At 66.7% G+C, this 19,729-nt stretch carries 19 protein-coding genes and 5 pseudogenes; 17 read left to right on the forward strand and 7 right to left on the reverse strand.

From position 1 onward, the window contains the following. Window positions 1–46: 46 nt before the first annotated feature. Entirely contained in the window at window positions 47–400 is a 354-nt protein-coding gene (locus tag QOZ99_RS21785) for a LysR family transcriptional regulator (protein ID WP_370876912.1), read from the reverse strand. A 91-nt stretch (window positions 401–491) separates the two neighbouring features. Here QOZ99_RS21785 and QOZ99_RS21790 point away from each other — a divergent pair, with 91 nt between their 5' ends. The 4 genes and pseudogenes from QOZ99_RS21790 to QOZ99_RS22340 all read left to right on the forward strand — a co-directional run. After that, window positions 492–1,679, forward strand: a complete 1,188-nt coding sequence (locus QOZ99_RS21790; protein ID WP_370876914.1) for an MFS transporter — start codon at window positions 492–494, stop codon at window positions 1,677–1,679. A 47-nt stretch (window positions 1,680–1,726) separates the two neighbouring features. Further along, window positions 1,727–2,152, forward strand: a complete 426-nt coding sequence (locus QOZ99_RS21795) for a GFA family protein (RefSeq protein WP_306892100.1) — start codon at window positions 1,727–1,729, stop codon at window positions 2,150–2,152. Window positions 2,153–2,467: 315 nt separating this feature from the next. Next, window positions 2,468–3,469, forward strand: a complete 1,002-nt coding sequence (locus QOZ99_RS21800) for an AAA family ATPase (protein WP_306892101.1) — start codon at window positions 2,468–2,470, stop codon at window positions 3,467–3,469. A 54-nt stretch (window positions 3,470–3,523) separates the two neighbouring features. Further along, a pseudogene (locus tag QOZ99_RS22340) lies at window positions 3,524–4,666 on the forward strand (S8 family serine peptidase); the annotation flags it as partial. A gap of 679 nt (window positions 4,667–5,345) precedes the next feature. Here the strand turns inward: QOZ99_RS22340 and QOZ99_RS21810 are convergent. Both QOZ99_RS21810 and QOZ99_RS21815 read right to left on the reverse strand, forming a co-directional pair. Then, window positions 5,346–5,474 (reverse strand): annotated as a pseudogene (locus tag QOZ99_RS21810) (IS5/IS1182 family transposase); the annotation flags it as partial. A 34-nt stretch (window positions 5,475–5,508) separates the two neighbouring features. Continuing rightward, the gene (locus tag QOZ99_RS21815) at window positions 5,509–5,943 is read right to left on the reverse strand and encodes a hypothetical protein (protein ID WP_306892103.1); all 435 of its coding nucleotides are present in this window, start codon (window positions 5,941–5,943) and stop codon (window positions 5,509–5,511) included. A gap of 667 nt (window positions 5,944–6,610) precedes the next feature. Between QOZ99_RS21815 and QOZ99_RS21820 the strand changes: the two genes are divergently transcribed. Both QOZ99_RS21820 and QOZ99_RS21825 read left to right on the forward strand, forming a co-directional pair. After that, window positions 6,611–6,817, forward strand: coding sequence for a hypothetical protein (locus QOZ99_RS21820; RefSeq protein ID WP_306892104.1), 207 nt, complete (start codon window positions 6,611–6,613; stop codon window positions 6,815–6,817). A 187-nt stretch (window positions 6,818–7,004) separates the two neighbouring features. Beyond that, the gene (locus QOZ99_RS21825; RefSeq protein WP_306892105.1) at window positions 7,005–7,751 is read left to right on the forward strand and encodes a recombinase family protein; all 747 of its coding nucleotides are present in this window, start codon (window positions 7,005–7,007) and stop codon (window positions 7,749–7,751) included. On the opposite strand, the pseudogene QOZ99_RS22345 reads toward QOZ99_RS21825, so the two are convergent. Beyond that, window positions 7,750–7,869, reverse strand: a pseudogene (locus QOZ99_RS22345) (DUF3987 domain-containing protein); the annotation flags it as partial. The gene QOZ99_RS21825 and the pseudogene QOZ99_RS22345 overlap by 2 nt on opposite strands. Window positions 7,870–8,135: 266 nt before the next feature. On the opposite strand from QOZ99_RS22345, the gene QOZ99_RS22385 reads away from it, so the two are divergent. Beyond that, complete coding sequence (locus QOZ99_RS22385; protein WP_306892106.1) at window positions 8,136–8,684, forward strand: hypothetical protein; 549 nt, start codon at window positions 8,136–8,138, stop codon at window positions 8,682–8,684. An 886-nt stretch (window positions 8,685–9,570) separates the two neighbouring features. Here the strand turns inward: QOZ99_RS22385 and QOZ99_RS21835 are convergent. After that, window positions 9,571–9,765 (reverse strand): annotated as a pseudogene (locus tag QOZ99_RS21835) (hypothetical protein); the annotation flags it as partial. Window positions 9,766–10,050: 285 nt separating this feature from the next. On the opposite strand from QOZ99_RS21835, the gene QOZ99_RS21840 reads away from it, so the two are divergent. From QOZ99_RS21840 to QOZ99_RS21880, 9 genes are all read left to right on the forward strand, one after another. Then, window positions 10,051–10,686, forward strand: coding sequence for a response regulator (locus QOZ99_RS21840; protein ID WP_306892107.1), 636 nt, complete (start codon window positions 10,051–10,053; stop codon window positions 10,684–10,686). 26 nt (window positions 10,687–10,712) lie between these two features. After that, on the forward strand, window positions 10,713–12,008 hold the full coding sequence (locus QOZ99_RS21845) for a histidine kinase (protein ID WP_306892108.1): 1,296 nt from the start codon (window positions 10,713–10,715) through the stop codon (window positions 12,006–12,008). Between the two features lie 102 nt (window positions 12,009–12,110). After that, window positions 12,111–13,061: an AAA family ATPase gene (locus QOZ99_RS21850; RefSeq protein ID WP_306892109.1), complete on the forward strand. Its 951-nt coding sequence runs from the start codon at window positions 12,111–12,113 to the stop codon at window positions 13,059–13,061. Window positions 13,062–13,201: 140 nt separating this feature from the next. Beyond that, the gene (locus QOZ99_RS21855) at window positions 13,202–13,894 is read left to right on the forward strand and encodes a DUF58 domain-containing protein (RefSeq protein WP_306892110.1); all 693 of its coding nucleotides are present in this window, start codon (window positions 13,202–13,204) and stop codon (window positions 13,892–13,894) included. After that, complete coding sequence (locus QOZ99_RS21860; protein WP_306892111.1) at window positions 13,881–14,222, forward strand: hypothetical protein; 342 nt, start codon at window positions 13,881–13,883, stop codon at window positions 14,220–14,222. The genes QOZ99_RS21855 and QOZ99_RS21860 overlap by 14 nt, the downstream gene beginning before the upstream one ends. Next, window positions 14,219–15,172, forward strand: a complete 954-nt coding sequence (locus tag QOZ99_RS21865) for a VWA domain-containing protein (RefSeq protein ID WP_306892112.1) — start codon at window positions 14,219–14,221, stop codon at window positions 15,170–15,172. The genes QOZ99_RS21860 and QOZ99_RS21865 overlap by 4 nt, the downstream gene beginning before the upstream one ends. Beyond that, on the forward strand, window positions 15,169–16,053 hold the full coding sequence (locus QOZ99_RS21870) for a vWA domain-containing protein (protein WP_306892113.1): 885 nt from the start codon (window positions 15,169–15,171) through the stop codon (window positions 16,051–16,053). Before QOZ99_RS21865 ends, QOZ99_RS21870 begins: the two co-directional genes overlap by 4 nt. Continuing rightward, window positions 16,050–16,682, forward strand: coding sequence for a hypothetical protein (locus tag QOZ99_RS21875; protein ID WP_306892114.1), 633 nt, complete (start codon window positions 16,050–16,052; stop codon window positions 16,680–16,682). The genes QOZ99_RS21870 and QOZ99_RS21875 overlap by 4 nt, the downstream gene beginning before the upstream one ends. After that, the gene (locus QOZ99_RS21880) at window positions 16,676–17,848 is read left to right on the forward strand and encodes a hypothetical protein (RefSeq protein ID WP_306892115.1); all 1,173 of its coding nucleotides are present in this window, start codon (window positions 16,676–16,678) and stop codon (window positions 17,846–17,848) included. The genes QOZ99_RS21875 and QOZ99_RS21880 overlap by 7 nt, the downstream gene beginning before the upstream one ends. 309 nt (window positions 17,849–18,157) lie before the next feature. Here the strand turns inward: QOZ99_RS21880 and QOZ99_RS22355 are convergent, their stop codons facing one another. After that, a complete protein-coding gene (locus QOZ99_RS22355) occupies window positions 18,158–18,922 on the reverse strand; it encodes an FAD-dependent oxidoreductase (protein WP_370876915.1) in 765 nt (254 codons plus the stop codon). Beyond that, entirely contained in the window at window positions 18,898–19,269 is a 372-nt protein-coding gene (locus tag QOZ99_RS21890; RefSeq protein ID WP_306892117.1) for an NAD(P)/FAD-dependent oxidoreductase, read from the reverse strand. The genes QOZ99_RS22355 and QOZ99_RS21890 overlap by 25 nt, the downstream gene beginning before the upstream one ends. Window positions 19,270–19,359: 90 nt before the next feature. On the opposite strand from QOZ99_RS21890, the pseudogene QOZ99_RS21895 reads away from it, so the two are divergent. Then, window positions 19,360–19,551, forward strand: a pseudogene (locus QOZ99_RS21895) (transposase); the annotation flags it as partial. Window positions 19,552–19,729 lie beyond the last annotated feature (178 nt).

Raw genomic sequence — 19,729 nt, forward strand, 5'->3', positions numbered from 1 at the left:
CAGGTCAAAGCGAGCCATCTCAACCTCCAGGGCTGAGATCAATGAATCAGAACCCCGGCCCGCGGGGAAGCCCGTTTATGGGTATGTCTCCTAGGACAACCGTCCCGTTGGCTTCCCGGCCGTGACGCGCCGCCGCCCCGGCGATGCGCTCCAGCGCGGGCTGGATGTCGGCGAGCAGGGCCCGGCCTTCCCCAGTGAGGGCAACCCCGTGGCTGAGGCGGCGGAACAGCGCCGGCGGTCCTAGCCACTCCTCCAGAAGCCTTATCTGCCGACTGACTGCGCCATGCGTGACGCCGAGTTCCGCCGCGGCGTCCTTGAAGCTCAACCGGCGCGCCGCCGCCTCGAACGCCCGCACGGCGTTGAGCGGCGGCAGAGGTCGGCCCTTCGAGGGTGCCTTCATGTGAGTTTATCTGACATCATCTCGTCAAATTAGTCGTTTGCGCGGAGAACTCCAGCAGGCCCACACTGCTGACGTGAGAAATTCATCAAACATCGCCCCTTCAGCTGAGCCATCGGAGCTGCCACCCGCGCAGCCAAGCACCCGCCATCGTACCCTGGCCCTCTCCGGCCTGGCCCACGCGCTGCACGATGGCTACACCGACGCGATCTATGTGCTGCTCCCGGTCTGGCGGGCCGAGTTCGGGCTCGACTATGTCGCGCTCGCGCTGCTGCGCGGGCTCTATGCCGGGGCCATGGCCGCGCTGCAGGTGCCGGCGAGCTGGCTCGCCGACCACATGGGTGGGCGAGCGGTGCTGATCCTCGGCACGTTGATCGCCGCGGCCGGCTATGGCCTGGCCGGCTTCAGCGGCGGCGCGCTGGGGCTCTGCGCGGCGCTGTTCCTCGCCGGGGCTGGCTCCAGCGTCCAGCATCCCATCGCCTCCAGCGCGGTATCCCGCGCCTATGGATCGGCGGCGCGCGGGCCGCTCGGCACCTATAATTTCAGCGGCGACCTCGGCAAGGCGATCATTCCGGCGGCGCTTGCCTTTGGCCTGTCCTTCGCGCCGTGGCGCCCCTCACTCTGGCTGCTGGCGCTGGCGGGGATCGTGGTCGCCGGCCTCATTGCCGTCTCCATGCCGAAGATCGCGCCCGCCCCACCTCCTCCCGCCCAGCGTTCCGCGCCGCCGCGCGGCGGAAACGGCTTTCCGCTGCTGCTGGCGATCGGCGTGATCGACACCGGCGTGCGCATGGGCTTCCTCACCTTCCTGCCCTTCCTGCTGCAGCTGAAAGGGGCCTCGCAGCCGCTCATCGGCACAGCCCTCGCGCTGGTCTTCCTGGGCGGCGCGGCGGGCAAGCTGGTCTGCGGCTGGCTCGCCCAGCGCTGGGGCATTGTCGGCGTCACCCTGTGCACCGAGGGGCTCACCGCGCTCATGATCGCGTTCGCCGCCTTCCTGCCGCTCGCGCCGCTGCTGGCTCTCCTGCCGCTGCTCGGTCTGACGCTGAACGGCACGTCCTCGGTGCTCTACGGCACCGTGCCAGAACTGGCACCGGCCGATCGCACCGAGCGCGCCTTCGCCATTTTCTATACGGGCGTCATCGGCTCGGGGGCCTTGTCGCCGCTGCTGTTCGGCGCGATAGGCGATCAGGCCGGCCCCGTGGTCGCGACGCTGGGAACCGCCGTGGCGGCACTCGTCAACCTGCCGCTCGCCCTCGCCCTCGGGCCGAAGCTGGCAAGGCAGTGAGCGCGCGACACAGGCCGGCGCCGCGTGAGACATCGACAGGGAACGGCATGGCGAGCGACATGAATACGCGATCTGGCCAGTGCCATTGTGGGGCGGTGCGCTTCACCGTGGCGCCCAGCGAGGGTTTCAACTCGATCCGTCGCTGCACCTGCTCCTATTGCCGCATGCGCGGCGCGGTGGTGGTGATGGCTGAAATGGGTGGGATCGAGCTACTGCAGGGGGAAGAGGTGCTGACCAGCTACCGTTTTCACACCGGCGCCGCGCAGCACTTCTTCTGTTCGCGCTGCGGTATCTACACCCACCATCAGCGCCGCTCCGACCAGCGCCTGTACGCGGTCAACGTCGCCTGCCTCGACGGCATAAGCCCGTTCGATTTCGCCGAGGTGCCGGTCATGGACGGCATCAACCACACCAGCGACACCGGAAAGCCGACGCGCCGCGCCGGCACCCTGCGGTTCATTCCGGCAAGCTGACCGTCACGGGTGCCTCAGCCCTACTTGGCAACCCTCAGTCACGCGGGCGCTACAGGCGAGAGGGAACTGCGAGAGAACTCGGACGAACGCCCTTCCCGGAAGAATCCTGCGCCCCGGCGCAGAGCGGACGCTGATACGAGTTACAGCGCAGTGACAGATTTGGCGCCGGCCTACTGACCTTTATTGAGGCGGCGCTAGATTATCGTCGTGTCCAAGGTCATGTTTTCGGCTAAGGGCACGCGCATGGTCGCACACACGCAATCTTAACCGCGATTCGCGTTAGACTTTAGGTACAACAGAGAAGGGGGCGCTACGATGACGATCCGGCACATTCTCGCGCTCCTAGACTCGCACGCCGAGGGCGATGAAGAGCGCCTACTGTCGATCGCACTGTCAATCGCCGCCAACGAGGCTCGCGCGGGTCACATCGATGACGCCGACGCCCTGAAGAAGGCCGTACAACGGGTGCGCGCCGCGCGACGCGGCGCTGCGATTTCCACGGCTGCGCCGATTCCATTGGCCCGACCGCGCGGCGAGTTGCACGGCATCATCGACAGCAGCTACCCCAAGGCCAATCTTTCGAGCATGGTCCTAGGCACCGGCACGGCTGAGAAGCTCGCGCGCGTGGTGCGTCAGCAAGAAGCGCGCGCGATGCTGCGCGAGCATGGCCAGACCCCCGCCAGCCATCTTCTGCTAATCGGACCGCCCGGCACGGGCAAGACCATGACCTCGGCGGCCTTGGCCGCGGAACTCCGCCTGCCGCTCTTCACCATCAAGCTCGAAAGTGTCTTCTCGCGTTACATGGGCGAAACCGCCGGCAAACTGCGCTTGGTGTTCGACCAGGTCGCCGCTATGCGCGGCGTCTATCTTATCGACGAGTTTGACGCGATTGGCGCACGTCGGGGCGATCCAAACGATGTGGGCGAGATGCGCCGGATCCTCAATTCGGTGCTGTCCTTCATGGAAGAGCCCAACAGCACCGACAGCATCGTCGTGGCGGCCACCAACCACGTCGAGATCCTCGACCATGCCTTGGCGCGCCGCTTCGACGAGGTGATCGAGTACAACCTGCCTACGGCCGATGAGGGCGTGGTGATTCTCAAGGCGCGGCTAGGCAAATTCAAGCTAGCCGCGAAGGTTCTTAAAGGCCTGCGCGAGGAGCTAGGCGGCCTTAGCCAGGGCGAAATTGTCCGGGCAGCAGACTCGGCCGTGCGCGAGGCGATCCTCGACGGCCGGTCTGAGATCGCCTCCGACCATCTGACCACCATGCTGCGCGACCGCAAAGCCTTCCGCGACCGCTTCCATTCCGTGTCTTGAACCAAGCTTCACAACCGCCGATGATCGGTTCTCCCGAATCGCGCGGAAAGCTCAATGGCTGAGCAGGACTTCGACGGCCCCAAATCCCATCTATCGCTTGATCGCTTAAGGAAGACGGGCGCCTATACCTCACCCAAACTCAAGATCACGAAGAATCCGGCGCGCGACGATTATGTTGCCCACGGCGCGACACTGCTTCGCCAACTAGTTGACGCGCTCCCAGGGCTTCCGCCGACCGGTGCCGATCCGCGCTTGGCGATCCAAGGCCTCAAGCCCGGCGTGCTCGTTGCCATCGAGACCCAGGCGCCCAAAACCGACCGCAAGGGGCCCAGCAAGATCCCCGTGGCGTTCGAGATCCCGGGTCAAGACCTGGTGGTGCTCAGCGCACGTCGCACAGCCGATCGCGCCGAGGAGGCGATCGTCTTTGTTCCTGACGATGCGCGAGCGGGCCTTGCCCGACGCTTGCGAGCCTACGGAGCAAACAGCCTGGGCAATCGCGATCGTCCTTACGCCGCACAATTTGAAAAGGTCGAGCGCATCGCCTCGGCCGACACCGCCGACCTCTTCAAGTCCGTTACGGATTTTGATGATCCTGCGCCGCGGTGGTGGGAGCTATGGGTCCGGGACCTGCGAGACGTGCCGCGCGGCGTGATTGCGGCAGCTCGCGCCCAGAGGCTCGATGTCCATCCCGAGCAACTGGTGTTTCCCGACACCACCGTGGTGTTCGTCCATGCAACCGCTCGTCAGGCCCTAGCCTTTGCCTCCCGCGTGCCTGGCGCGATCGAAGAGGTACGACTAGGTGCGGGCACAATCGAGCCCTTCCTGACGCTTGATCACGGGCGCGTGACCCAGCACGACTTTGTTGCCGATCTGGCGGGGCGGATCATTCCGCCGCGAACGGACGCGCCGACGGTCTGCGTTCTGGACACGGGCGTGGCCGGGGGGCACCCCTTGCTGAGCGATGGCCTGGCGATCGCCCTGGCGGTCGACGAGGCTTGGGGCTCAGACGACCATGAGCGTCATGACGGTCACGGCACCGGCATTGTGAGCCTGGCGCTGCACGGCGACCTGGATCAGCCAATGAACGATACCCGGTTCATCGAGCTCACCCATTCGGTCGAGTCCGTCAAGATCCTGCCCCCGCGCGGCTTTGCGCCCACACCACCGCCCAGCTATGGCATCGTGACCCAGTCGGCGGTCTCGCTCGTCGAGGCCATCCGCGACGCCGAAGAGCTCTTTCACCGTCTCGTCATCGAGGCTGTTGAGGCGACCGGTCAGGCCGTTCATGTCGACGACGCGGCGCCCATAAAGCGTCTGGTTCCGTCCCGCGTCGATGATCTGCTCCATCGCGTTGCGCCGGGTCGCCGCCCACTCCGGGCTGTTCGGCCCCATGGTCTCCCGCATCTCACGCACGACGCCAGGTTTGCCGCGGCCAGAGAGCAGCCGGGCGACCAGTTGATTGTCTTCGACATAGCCGGACTGGGTCGGCTCACGATAAGCCTCGCGGACACCCACGCGGCTGAATCCGTCGATGTTCTGAGCGTAATAGCGATTGGCGTTCGAGAGCGCGGCGCGGAGCTCCGGGCTTCCGGCGTTGCGGACGCTGGCATCAATGGAGCGGCTCAACGAGCCAACCAGCTGAACGAGGTAGCGTTCGGGGACGCCCGGCAGGATCGTCTTGTCGTCGATGGCGTCGCCGACCAGCGTGCGCATCTGGCGCGCCTGATCGATCGTCATGTGATCCGCGGTATCGTCGACGCCGCGCAAGAAGCTGGCGAGCCCGTCCGGAGTGAAACGGGACATCGGCGCGGCGTGACCTTCGGTCGGCTCCTGCCGGGCCGGCGGCAGGGCGTCGCGAATACGGGCGACCTGCTCGCGAACGGGGCGAATAGACGATGCCGCTCACCACGCGGCGGTCGTCAACACGTGGCACGCCATGCGCCAGGGGAAAGAACGGCGAGATCCGCGCCATCTGACGCTCGCTCAGCAGGAACAAATCACCCATGCCAGCCTCCTCAAGGGAGACTGTGAATCACAACTCAAGGCAGATTAATAGGTCCTGAGCCTAGATCGTCGCGCGTGTGGCGATGGCGCGCGGCGCGCTCCGCATCGCTCTCTGCCCAAAGAGCGATCAGATCAGCGACCGCATCGAGGCTGCGGTTCGCAAAAATCCGATGGGAAGTGTCGAAGAAGAGCGCAAGGATATGCTGACGCACCAAGGCGAAGGCGGCGAGGAGCTGATCGCGCTCATTCGCGGAGATAGGCACCGCCTTCCACCGAAGCGGCTCCTGAAGCGCGGCGATGGCACTGGAGGCGTTCCATGCCACTTCGACGCCCGACGCGATGCGCTCGAAATCGGCCAGGAGTGCTTCGACTGCAGGGTTGGGACGGCCAGGGGGTTCGCAATCTGGCGGCAAGTACCCATCGAAGTCCTCATCCTGTGAAGGACAGGGGAAATGTTGATGGATCTGCATCCCGTAGACGCCTTCTTCAGTTCTTGCCTCAAAAGACGATAGCCCTACCGTTACCGCGTACAAACAGCCCTGCTGTTGCCGCGCACGCCGCGACCACGAAGGCTCCCGCGCGGAGTGTTGCTTCCGGTCAACATTCAAAAGTTCCAGCGGAGAGCATTTTTCTACGGGCGGCGCCCGCGCCCAGCAGATTGAAAACCGGACTGCCGCCAGGGGGTGGGTTAGCCCTGGGCCGGCCCCTCGGGTGTGCGGACAGGACCGGGAAGTAACCGCACGGCACGTCGCTAGAGACGATGGACGGGGCCGACGAGCCGCTCAGCTGACAGGGCCGGATCTCCCAAGCGCGAGGCATGGAGGCCAGATCAGCCGCATAGTCAGCGCGCTGAACAGGGCCATCAGCAACATGCGCCAGTAAGCGCTCAACTACGGACGCAGCAGCATATCGTTATAAGCCGCTAACGCAACGACCCGCCACCCGCGTGTCGGTTTCGTAGAATTCGTCGTCCCCTACGGACCTACATTTACGCCAAATATCACACACGATCGACAGACAACAAATAACACACTGACTTTAATACGAAATAATACTTTCAAAACACGACAATTTTTCTATCGACAGACAATGTACGCTCATTGTTTAATTCAATCATCGCAACGGGAGATAGACACGATGAACGCCAAGAAGATGCTTAAACTCGAAGATGCCGCTGTTACGAAGAACATTAATCAGATGAACAAGGGTATAGAGCACGACAATCTCTTAGAGGCCATCGAAGCAGTTGATGAGCTTTCGGTTATTTCGATGCATACGGACAGCCGCCAGGTGCGTATGCGGTGCCAGAAGGCTATGGACGCCTTCGGAGCCCATACCTTCTAACAGCCCGGCCGCGAGTGTTGCGCTTCCCGGAGCCGAAGCCCGGGCCTTGCCTCTTTATGGCGCCGCTCGCCTATACCGAAAAGCCCCGCGGAGTTCGCCGATTTGCCTCCTTGAGGCTCAAGGGTTTCGCGGGGCTGCCCCTTCTGTACGGAAATCATGTGTTTGACGTATGCCATAGGAGCTTTTCATGAAGCAGAGGCGCGTAGCCTTCTACCTAAGGGTTTCGACAAGCGACCAAACGACGGCGAACCAGCGCCGAGAGCTGGATGAGGTCGCCGTGCGCGCCGGCTGGAATGTCGGCGCAGTCTATGAAGACGCTGGCGTCTCCGGATCAAAGGGCCGCCAGCACAGGCCAGGCTATGACGCCCTGTTGAAAGCGGTCACACGGCGCGAGGTCGATATGGTGGCCGCATGGTCCGTGGATCGCATCGGGCGATCCATGCCCGAGCTCGTCGCCTTCCTAGCCGAGCTGCACGCCCGCGGCGCCGACCTGTACCTCCACCAGCAGGCGCTCGATACGTCCACGCCCGGCGGGCGGGCCATGTTCCAGATGATGGGCGTGTTCGCAGAATTTGAGCGCGCAATGATTCAGGAGCGAGTGAAGGCCGGCTTGGCGCGTGCGCGGGCCGACGGGAAGCGCTTGGGACGCCCGACCGTGGGCGACGAGCTAGAGAGGCAGGTGCGGGCGCTTCGATCCAGCGGAATGGGCATTCTGAGAGTGGCCCAAACGCTCAGCATCGGAACCTCCACCGTCCAGCGCATAGTCGCAACGATGCAGCGGGAAGGTTCGCCTTCTCACTCGTCATGTCGTCGACCACCGTGCGCCGAATGCGGGGCTCTGCGCCGGCGGGTGGTGCATCCTTTCCGCGTCGCTTGGATGTGGCGACCCATCTCGCGTGTTCCGCCGTATCGCGAGCCAGCCAACGATCGTTGACCGTCCGAAGCGGCGCGGTCGCGGCCGCAATGATAGGGGACTTTGCACTGCCAGGAGGGGCGACAAGCACGGACCACAGGTTTGCTGCCTCGCACCACCCATCATCGCGCTGCCGCACCTGAATGCGGATGTAGCACCGCGCGGGGCCCCCGACTCAAGCGACAGGTGCAAGCCGTAGGCGATCTTGGCTCGTCGGAGAGCGTCACTGTTTCGGTATCCTTGCCGCATGCCGCGGCCGGCTGACATGCTCGATCGCCTCTCGCGCGATGAAATCTGGCGTTCCCGCCATTCGGCAATGACGTCATCGATACCGGAAACGTCTTCACCGCCGGCCGTCAAAACGGTAACGAAAAGCCACCGAAGGCCGGCCTCCAAGCCGTTAGCATGATGCACCAGCTGCGGCGTCACCGGAAAGCTGGCGGGCATCTGATTGAGCGTCAAACCCGTGTCGAGATAAGCGTCGACAAAGTCGAATACCGCTTGGGTTTGATCGGCAAAGGCAAAGAAGCTGCGCGAATTGAGTTCACGAGTGCGCATCGCTGCTCACCCTTGCCACGCCGCGCGGGCGCGACTAGAGCGCGCAGCGCAAGCACTAGCGGTTCGTTCTTTGCGGGGAAGCTCCCGCGCCGCGCCATCAACCAGCGCGATGAGGCTCTGGGTTGTGACGAGCGTCCGACCACCCAGGCGCCGGAAATCGAGTTTTCCTGCGCTCTCCAGATTATAAAGGGTCGCTGGCGACAGGCCGACAATCTCACTGGCGGTGGAAAGGGTGAGAAAGGCGCGCTCGCGCCAAGGGAGCGAAGCTCCCGTTTGCGTTGCGATGTCCATCGGTTCTTCCGCAAGGTCGCGCTGCGTCGGAAGTTTCCAAACGCGAGCAGTGGGTTAATTCCCATCGCTTCGAAAAGACCGGAAGGACCTGGAAAACCTGAATAGCGCGAGGGCGACTACGTTTATGTAGCCGCCGAAGCTGACGATTGTCAACGATGATGAGGTGGGTAATCTATAGCTCAAGCACTGCCCGCCGCGCGATTTCATCCGTCGCTTCAGTGATGTGGGCCGAATAATGTGCTTCGATCATCTCGACCGAGGTGTCATGAAGGGCTGCAACCAAACGCACAGGCACGCCGGCCGTCAGTCCGCGAACAATGGAACTATGCCGCAGGGCGTACATGACTGTGTCGCCCGGAAGCTTGGCCGCACTAACGCATGCACGCCACCACTTATCGATCTCGTACGCTGGACCCCAGGCCCTACGTCGGTGGCGCTCCCATTCGAACGGCCCAACCTTCCGATACGCCCAACGCTGCAAGAGCGGGTCAGTGCCGATGCCGCCGACGAGCGCCGGCTGCAGGCGCTCGATGAGCGCCCCCGTGACGGGCACAGACGCCGGCGGCTTGGCGCGCAAGGACCGCCCCTTCCTCGAGCCTGGAACCAGCACACGCGCTTGCCGCTCTTGAACATCGCGGACTTGGATGGCGGCAATTTGTGAATAGCGCGCGCCTGTAGCGGCCGCGACGAGCACAAGCCGGCCGAAGTCGCCGGTATCATCCACCTCGAAGGCGGCTCCAATTAGCGCTTGGATCTCCGCACCTGTGAGAATCTGCTTGCGTGCTGTCGTCGCCCGGATCGGAACGGCGCGAGTACCGATCTTGATCTCGGCCAACACGCCCGCGGGAAGCTCGCGCCGATGCTTCTCTGCAGCTGCATTCAATGCAGCACGCAGATCGTTCATCAACCGGTTGACCGTCGATGGTGATATGGGCCGGATCTGCTCGCCAGCGCCATTCTCCTGATCATCTGCGTCCGCACCCCGCACGGGAAAACGCCCGGAGTGCCTGGCGACCATCTCGGGGGTGTCCTGGATGGCGTAGCTCGCCTGCTCGTAGGAGCCGGTCTTCTTGAGAATGCGTGTCGCCAGCACGTCGCGGACATTGTGCGGCCCGTGTGGCAGCAGGTCCTTGATGGCGCCACGGCCGGTGTAGGGGTTGTGGATGCCATGGCGCTGGATCACGAGGAGACAGAGCCGGGATCGAGCTGGACCTTCAACGAAACGACGCATTCGAAGCCTCTCGTATTCCTACGGGGGCTTCTACCCGGCTCGCCTGTTTTCACAGCCGGGATCAGGAGCGGGACTTCTGCCGAAGCCAACCTGCGTGCCAATGTCGGGCAGGGGGCGGTCCCGCCTGGAGCGCTGGCGTATTGTCCACGGCGCGGGCCGGTGAGCCACGCGCGGGCGCGCAGGCGGGGCTAGCAGGTGGAGGCTATTGGTCGACCGAGCGGCCCGCGCTATCGTCCGCCCATGGGCCTCATTCGAATTCTCCTGGTCGACGATCATCCGATTGTGCGCGAGGGCTATCGCCGCCTGCTCGGACGCCAGTCGGGGCTTTCGGTGGTGGCCGAGGCCGGCGACGGCGATGCTGCGCTGGCAGCTTTCGTCGAGCACCGGCCGGACATCGTGCTGATGGATCTCTCCATGCCGGGCGGGGGAGGCTTTTCAGCGGTGGAGACCATCCTCGCCGACGATCCCCAGGCGCGGATCATCATCGTTTCCATGCATCAGGGCGCGGTCTTCGCTCAGAAGGCGATGGCTGCCGGCGCGCGCGGCTTCGTCTCCAAGTCCAGCCCGCCGGACGAACTCGTCCGCGCCATCGCGACGGTGATGGGCGGGCGGCGCGCACTTTCCACGGACGTGGCGCAGGAATTCGCGCGCACCGTGGTCGAGGACGACCCGACCGCGGGCCTCACCCCGCGCGAGCGTGACATTCTTCTGATGCTGATGCGGGGCATGAACGGACGTGCCATTGCCCGCGACCTCAACCTCTCGTCAAAGACGGTTCAGAACAACCTGTCGCAGATCCGGGCCAAGCTGGGCGCGTCGGGCGATGCCGACCTCGTGCTCAAGGCGCAGCGCGCCGGCCTCGTGCCTGCCCTGTGATGCGCGGCCTTCTCCCGCAACTCGTCATGCGGGTGCTGGCCGCGGGGCTGCTGACCGTCCTCGTCGCGGCGGGGTGGGCGTTGTGGGACACGGCGAGCGCGGCGCGGCGCGACGCACAGTCGACGGCCACTCTCGTTTCCGACGCCGTCGCCGCCCGGCCCAGCTTCGAGGGGCTGGCTTTCGGCGGCGTGGCGCCGACGCCGGTTTTCCGCGACTGGCAGCAGTTTCCGGCCTGGAGCTTGATCGCCCCGGGGATCTGCGTCGAACTCGGCCCCCGCGACCAGCCGATACAGCGACGCTGCGGGCCCTATCTGGCGGCAGACACGCCGCCAGACTGGTTCGTCTGGCTGGCGGATCGCGTCGGCCTGGTGCCCGTGCCGGTCGCCGTGCCGGTGCGCACCCGCTACGTCTCGGACGCCTATGTGACCGCCATTGCCGATCCCGGCGTCATCGTCACCCGCGCCTGGGCCCGCACGGGTGACCTGATGCGGGTGGCCGTCGGCATGGCCATCGGCGGCGCGCTGCTGACCGGCCTGCTCATGATCCGTCTGCTGGCGCCGTTCGGGCTGTTGTTGCGCGGCATCGAGCGCTTGCAGCAGGGCGATTTCACCGCTCGCCTGCCACGTCTGCGGGTGGCGGAATTCGACCGGTTGAGCCGCGCCTTGAACGAAACGGCGGCGGTGTTGCAGGAGGCGCAGGCCGTGCGTGCCGAACTGACACGGCGGCTTTTCTCGGTGCAGGAGAACGAGCGGCGGGCGCTGGCGCGCGAGTTGCACGATGAGTTTGGCCAGTGCCTCGCGGCGACCCGCGCCATGGCGGCGGTGATTGCTCAGTCAGGAGAAAGTACGGCGCAGGACGGGGCCCGCATTGCCGAGATCTCCGGCCAGATGATGGACAGCCTGCGGGCCGAGTTGGCCCGGCTGCGACCGCCGGACCTCGATGATCTGGGCCTGCGCCCGGCGCTGGAGCGCATGGTTGCCGACTGGCGCGCGCGCATGCCGGCGGTACGTTTCGAGCTGAGATTCGCCGGCCCGATCGACGCGGTGCCTGATGACCTCGCCCTCAGCCTCTACCGCATCGCGCAGGAATGCGTGACCAACGCCATTCGGCACGGCTCCCCGACGCACATCGCTCTGCACGTCGAGGTCGGCGACGCCATCACGCTGACCGCCGCCGATGACGGTTCCCCCCGCCATGACGGCGCGATCAACAGTGGCTACGGCCTGCTCGGCATCCGTGAACGGGTCGACGCGCTCGGCGGCAGCTTTGAGCTCGCCCCGGCCGAAGATGGCATGCGCGCGGTCACCCGCCTGCCGCTCTGACACGGGCGATCTTCCCGGATTGGACGGGAAGACCTCTCTGGCGACCCATGCCGGACCATCCCATGCTGGACGTCGAGTTCTCTGGCACGGGAAGCCCGCCTCATGAACGAGATGAGCCATCCGGTTGCGCAGCTCGGCGCCGCCGTCGCCGCCGGCCTGATAGGCCATGAAGAACTGGTGGAGCGGCTGCTGATCGCCCTTCTCGCCGGCGGTCATGTGCTGATCGAGGGGCCACCGGGCATTGCGAAGACGCGCGCGGTCAAGCGGCTCGCCGCTCACCTTCCCGGTAGCCATTCGCGGATCCAGTGCACGCCCGACCTGCTGCCCTCGGATCTCACGGGGACGCAGGTGTTTCGCCCCGAGAGCGGCGGCTTCGACTTCGAGCCCGGCCCCCTGTTCCACGCGCTGGTGCTGGTCGATGAGATCAACCGTGCCCCGCCCAAGGTGCAGTCGGCGTTGCTTGAGGCCATGGCCGAAGGCCAGGTGACGAGCGCCGGCGTCAGTCGACCGCTGCCGGACCCCTTCATGGTGGTCGCCACACAAAACCCGATCGAGCACGAGGGCACCTTTCCGCTGCCGGAAGCCCAGATGGACCGGTTCCTGCTCCATCTCTCGCTTGGCCTTCCGCAGGCCGAGCAGGAGCGCGCCATCCTCGATCTGGTCTCCGCCGAGCGGATCGAAGTCCCGGCCTTTGTCGCCCTCCCGCTCTCGGCCGATGACCTTCGTGCCGCGAAGGATGAGGTGGCGCGGGTGCATCTGGCGCCCGCGTTGAAGGACTTCATCGTCCGGCTCGTCATGGCATCCCGGCTTGGGGGCTCCGTCGCGCAATGGGTGGAACATCCCGTCTCGCCGCGTGGCACGCTGGCGCTGGCCGTGGCGGCGCAGGCGCGCGCCTGGCTCAGGGAGCGTGATTATGTTCTGCCGGAAGACGTCATCGCCCTTGCGCCTGACGCGCTTGCCCACCGGTTGATACCAAGCTGGTCGGCTATCGGTGAGGGACGCAGCGGGCGCTCGCTCGTCGCCGATATCCTGCGCCTGGTCGAGCCATGGTGAGCCCCGCGCTGGAGGCGCCTGGAATCCGGCTGGATGCCCGCGAGTTGCTGGCGCTGCGCGAGGGGGCTCCAGGCAAGGGGCGAACCCAGCCGGCGTCCCGTCGGCCGGGTGCCGCTCCCACGAGGGCGCCGGGCGCGGGAATGGATCTGCGTGAGATCCGTACCTTTGCCGAGGGTGACGATGCCCGCCGCATCGACCCTTCCGCCACTGCCCGCACCGGTATTGCGCATATTCGCACCTTTCATGAGGACCGGGACGACACGCTGTTGCTGATCGTCGATTTCCGGCCGCCGATGCTGTGGGGCACCGGCGCATCGCTGCGCTCGGTGCGCGCGGCGCGGCTGGCGGCACGGCGAGGATGGAAGGCCGTGCTGCGGGGGGCATCGCTGGCGGCGATCAGCGTCAATGAAGAGGGCGTGGCGGCGGTGCCGCTGGCCGGTGGCGTCCCGCAGATGGTCCGCATCAGCCATATGCTCGCCAGCCGCCACGACCGGGCGCTCCGAGGTGCCGGCGGGGCGCCTTCCCTGGAGGAGGCGCTCGTCCGTGCCGCGCGCCTCTCGCCGCCCGGTGGTGACGTACTGATCGCCACGGGGCCCGATGGCCTCGCGCCGGAAGACGAGCCCGCTTTGGCCCGGCTCGCCCGCCGCCGTCAGGTCCGGGTGCTGCTACCGCTGGACATGATCGAGACGGCGCCGCCCGAATGTGCGCTGCCCATACAGGCCGGGGCGCTCGCCTGCCTTGCGCAGCTGCGGCCGTTCGACCGCGCGGCGCTGGCGCAGCGTCTCCGCCCGCTGAATGTCAGCCTTGAGGTCGTCGATCATGACGCAGGCTGAGCTCATCATGGCCTTACCGGAAGGTCGCCTGCCGCCGTCGCTGATGCAGGTGAATGCCGCCGACCTGCTGCTGCTGTTCGGCGCCGGGCTGCTGGCGGCGGCGTTGCTGGCGCTTCTGGCGATGCCCTTCCTCGCACGCCGTCCCTCGCGGCGCGCGCTCCTGCGCGCCACCCGGGGGATGCCGCCGCAGGAGCGGATGCTGGCGATCGGCCGTCTTCTCGGCCATCTGCCGGACGAGCTGCGCGCCATGGCCTATGGCAGCGCGCCGCCACTCTCGCCGGAAGCCGTCGAGCGCATCGCCCTCAAGGCGCGGCGGGCACGGCGATGATCCCTTCCGTCACTCTCGCCTTTCCCCTGGCGCTGCTGCTGCTTCCCGTTCCCCTGCTTGCGCGTCTTCTTCCAATTGCGCGGATGCCGGAGAGAAGCGCGCTGCGCGTGCCGCCCGGCACGTTTGCCGCGGCGCTGCCGGCGCATGGGGGCGGGGATCGGGCCGGGCAAGCGGTTCTCGTCGCGGCGTGGATTTCGCTGGTAGCGGCACTCGCCGGTCCGCAAATCGCGGCGACGCGCGAGCTGGTGACAGCCTCGGGCCGCGAGATCCTGCTGGCCCTCGACCTCTCCGGCAGCATGCTGAAGGAGGACTTCGTTCTCGACGGCAAGCCGCTCTCGCGACTGGAGGCGGTCAAGCGCGTCGCCGCCCGCTTCGTCGCGGCGCGTCAGGGCGACCGGATCGGGCTGGTGATCTTCGGCGACCGGGCTTATGTCGCGCAGCCGCCGACCTTCGACGTCGCTTCCGTGGCCCGCGCCATCGAGGTCGCCCAGATGGGCATTTCGGGCCGCTCCACTGCCATATCGGATGGGCTGGGACTGGCGACGCGGCGGATCATGGGGAGCGAGGCCACCACGAAGGTCGTCGTCCTGCTCTCGGACGGGGTGGATACATCCGGCAAGGTTCAGGCGACGGACGTCGCGCGTCTCGCGGCCCGTCATGGGGTGAGGGTTCACACCATCGCGCTTGGCCCCGAGGATCTCGCGGATCAGCCCGCCTCGCGCGATGCCGTGGACGCCGTCGCCTTGCGGGAGATCGCCGATGTCGGAGGGGGCACCAGCTTCCGGGTGCGCAGCCTGGCGGATCTCGAAGCCATGGCCGCGACGCTGGATCAACTTGAGCCGAACCCGATGAAGCGCCCGCCGCTGCGCTACTGGCGCCCGCTCTGGATGTGGCCCGGCGGCGCGGCGCTGGCGCTGGTGCTGCTGCTCGCCGCGTGGAGGCGCAGATGAGCGAGCTCGTTCTGTTGCGTCCCTGGTGGCTCCTTGCCGTGCCGCCGCTCGTCGTCCTTGCGTTGTGGCAGTGGCGTCGCGGCCCCGCCGCCGGCGGCTGGGAACGGGTGATGCCACCCGCGATGTTCGAGGCGATGCGCGCGCTTGGGCACATGCGGGGAGGGGGTCGGCGCCAGGGCGTCGCCCTCTTCGCATCGGCGGCGCTGCTCTGCCTCGGTCTGTGCGGTCCCGCCGTGCCGCGCGCGGATGCGCCGGTGCTCGCGGGCAGCGGAGCGGTTCTTATCGCCCTCGACATGTCGCCGTCTGTTGCGGAAGGCCCGGCCCTTGCCGATGCGCAGGCCGCCGCCGCCGCTCTGTTGACGGCGGCGTCCGGCCGGCCGGTCGGGATGCTGCTCTATTCCGGCGAGGCCTATGAGGTGGCCGCGCCCACGGCCGATCCCACGACGCTGGAGAGCCAGATCGCCGTGCTCGCCCGCGACACGATGCCGGACGGTGGCAGCCGCCCCGCCAGTGCGCTGGCGCTGGCGCGGCAGATGCTGCACGCAAGCCGGGACGCCGATCTCGTGCTGATTTCCGATGGGGGCGGTATCGACGGCGCCACCCAGGTGGAGGCGGAACGTCTCGCCGGCGATGGCGTACGGCTTTCCGTGCTCACCTTGACCGGCCGCGCCGGTGGCTCAGCCGATGCCACGGCTCTTGAAGCGCTTGGAAGCCTCGCCGCTCCTGCCCGGGCCCCCTCAACCGTTCTCCGCCGCCTCTCGCAGCGGGGCACGCTGGAGCAGGATCCGGCACTCGCGACCTTGGCGTTCCTCGACCTCGGCCCCTATCTCGCGGCGCTGGCGGGAGTGCCGCTGCTGGGCCTTTTCCGGAGGCGCGCATGAAGTCCGCCATGCGTCTGCGTCTCATTTTCGTCGCTGTGGTTGGCCTCGCCTGCGTGCTCGTCGCCGGCCCCGCCGCCTGGGGGCGCCTTCTGTTGCGCAGCGGCGCGCCCGGCGCGGCCGTGCGAGTGCTGGACGACCCGGCGGCACGAGGACTCGCCCTGTATCGGGCGGGCGACTACGCCGCGGCGGACGCCGCCTTCGCTGACGCCGGGCGCAGCCAGACCTTCAATCGCGCGCTGACGCTCGCCGCCACAGGACGGCATGCGCTCTCCGTCGCCTATTTCGACGCCGTGCTCTTCGCCAACCCGTCCGACGACGAGGCGCGCCGGCTGCGCGATCTGGTCGACACGATGGTGCCGAAGACGACGGGCGAGTCCACCGTGCCGGGACGGTTGCCGGGAGCGGGCGGGCTCGGCCCCTCTGCGCAGGCGGACGGCCCCACCCTTGCGGGCACTCCCGACCCCGCCTGGAAGAAACCGATCGAGGCGCGCGGGTTCGCCGCATCCGATGCCTGGCTGGAAACGCTCGCCGACGATCCCGGCGAATTCCTGCGTCTGCGCTTGCGCAAGGAATATGAACGGCGGGCGGGCCTCGGCCTGCTGCGGCCCGAGGAGGGGGAGAGATGGTAAGGTGGGCCAGCCTGCTTCTGCTCCTGATCGCCGGGGATGCCCGTGCGGATAGCCTGCGGCTGCGGCTGCCGGACGGCGCGCCTCCGGTGGTCGGCGAAATGATCCCGGTGACGCTGAGGGGCGAATACACCAGCCGGATCGCGCTGGAGACGCTGACATTCCCCGGTTCGGATAATTACGACTGGATGCAGCTTGCGCGCGACCAGTGGCGCGACGAGGAGATCGACGGGCGCACCGTCCGGGTGTTCGAGCGGCGCCTCGCCGTCTTCCCCCGTCACGCCGGAACGCTGACGATCGGGCCGGTGACACATCACCTCACGGTGGTCGATGAGAAGAACCTGCGCGCTCCACGCGACGTGACGGCGCCTCCGGTCAACCTTGCCGTCGCCCCCTATCCCGGCAAGGGCACGCCGCTTTCCGCCCAGAGCCTCACGGTAGAGGATGCCCTATCGGCCGCGCCGGGCGCGCTACGCGACGGCGAGACCCTGGTCCGTCGTGTCACGCTGAAAGCGGATGGCGCGCTACCGCATATGCTGCCGCCGCGCCCTGTCCTTCGCGAGCCGTGGCTGATCAGCTTCGCCGCACCGGAGCGGCGCGAGATGCTGCCGACGCCCACCGGCCCCGTGACGACGCTGGTTTGGGAATGGCATCTGCGCCCCAAGACAGGAGAGCCCGGTGTGCTGCCGCCCGTCTCCATCCCGTGGTTCGACACGGTGACGCGCGAGATGCGAATGGCGGAAATCCCCGCGCTGCCCTTCGGCTATGCCAGCTTCCATGACAATCGAAGCGGTACCGCGCGGCTGCCCACATCGGCAGCGGCGATGGGTGTGATAGCCGTGGCGCTCGGGATCCTGACCGGGCTTGGCCTCTGCGTCCCCGGGCTGGCGCCGCGGCGACGGGCGGACCTTCGGCGCGCACTCCAACGACTGTCTCCCGTCGATCCGACGCGGCGACGGCTCAAGCGCGCGGCCCGCTCCGGTGACATCTTCGCCCTTCGCCGCGCGGCCGAAGCCTATCTCCGCCGCCGCCGTGAACTTGGCCTGCCGGTGAGCGGGTGCGAGACCGCCGCATTGGACGCCGCCATTTATGGACGGCATGCCGGGGAGGGAGAGTATGACCGGCAAGCCGGAGTAAGCACCCTTTTTCCGGGAAAGCGTCGACCGTGACCGCGTCGGTTGTGACGTCATCCGCATTTTTTAGGCCAGTTTGAGCTGGATTTTTCCACCTATGATCCGGGCCGCACAGCGCGATCGGCAACAAGCCGCCGATCGCGCTCATGAATGGCTCTCCGGCATCCCCGCCGGAATGAGCCCTAACCCCGGAATTTTCCAGATCCGATTGGCCTAGAAACGAGGAGCGCTTCATGGCGACCTTGTCGCAATCGGGCTGCGGGCGACTATGTCGGTAGTGGAAGTGGGCGTTGTTCTCGTCGCCTGTCCCATCGCCTTCATGGCCCTGCGTCTGCTGGGCGCGTCCTACGTCATCTGGCTGGGGTGGAGCTGCATTCGCTCCCCCTCACGGCAGGAGGGGGGGGGGGCTGCCGCGACGGAGACGGCCCCCGTACGAGGCAGCATGGCGCTCTGGCTCCAGTCGTTCGGCGTGGGTATCGGCAATCCGATCGACCACGGGATGCCACCGCGTAACGATCGCCGGTCGAGATGAGACCGAGCCAGTGGGCTGGCGGGGCAAAGCGCTTCAGCGCCTGACCGGAAGAGTACCGGCGCAGGTTCTCCGCCAGAACCGGGCCTTGCCGCAGGGCAATAATGCCTGGCTCGGGCAGGGCGCCCGTGAGGGAGCCGGCCGCGTCGCCGGCGCAGAAGATACCTGCATGAGAAGAAGATACCTGCATGAGAGGTTGATTGCAGGTAAGCGTCGACCTGGACGGATCCGGCAATGTCGAGCACGAGACCGGATGGCACGAGCCAGCGCGCGGGGCGTACTCCGGCCGCCCATACCAGCGCGCGGCGGCGCTCGATGGCCTCCCCATCGGACCGGGTGACGCAGGCAATGTCGTGCCGGTCGAGGAGTATCGCGAGCCTCTGCCGCACCCTGTCGGGAAAACGTGTCGGAACACCCTCCTCGTCGATCAGTCGAATCCGATCCCTGCATGCCTCACTCTCGATGAGCTGCTTCAGCCGATGATGAATGGATAGCGCCAGCTCAACGCCGGCCGCGCCAGCTCCGATGACGAAGACCTTGGGGCCGCGGTCCGCCTTCAGCTCATCGAGCAGTTGCGGCAGGCCCGCAGGAAATCGTCAATGGGCTTGACGCCAAGCGCAGGGCCGCGGGCGAATTCCGGCGCCTGCGGCGTCACCGCGCCGACATTGATCGAGATGACATCCGCGGCGAAAGTGCGACCGTCACCCAAGGTGACGCTCCGGCGCCCCGCGTCGAGGCCGGCTATTTCCGCCACGTGGAGCGTGCAGGTCGCCGCGCGGCACAACGTTTCGAGATCAATGCAGATATCCTGAGCCGCGTAATGTCCCGCCCCGACGCCGGGCAACGTGCCGGAATAGATCGCATGGGCGCTCTTGCTGATCAGGCTCAGCCGCGCGCCTGGTAGAGGATCGCGTGCCAAACGCCGCATGACTTCCAGATGGGCATGACCACCGCCTGGAAGGAGCAAGCCTGCCGGATGCGGCGCTTCCCCGGTTGGGGGGGATGATTCAAGCTCTGGATGTGGACGCCAGAGCCGCGGGGCCGGATGGCCAGGATGGCCCGGAAGACGAAGCGCTATCCGTCGCATGTGACGGATGAGGAATGGGAACGGATGGCGCCACTGATGCCGGCTCCCGGGCGTCTCGGCCGACTGCGCGAGGTTGAGTTCCGCGAGGTGATCAACGCGGTGCGCTATCTGGTGCGTTCGGGGGTGCTGCCTATGACCGGCTCAAGCTGATGGACAGGCCGTCTATCTCGACGTCGCGGTCGAGATCATCCGCCGCCGCGACGGCGCCTAGGCTCAGGACTCATTGATTACCGAGCCAGAAGATGACGGTAGCGGCGATGCAGATGGCTGAGAAGAAGGTGTGGGCGCAACGATCATAGCG

Origin of the sequence: Ancylobacter amanitiformis (assembly GCF_030814815.1) — a bacterium.
Classification (GTDB): Bacteria; Pseudomonadota; Alphaproteobacteria; order Rhizobiales; family Xanthobacteraceae; genus Ancylobacter; species Ancylobacter amanitiformis.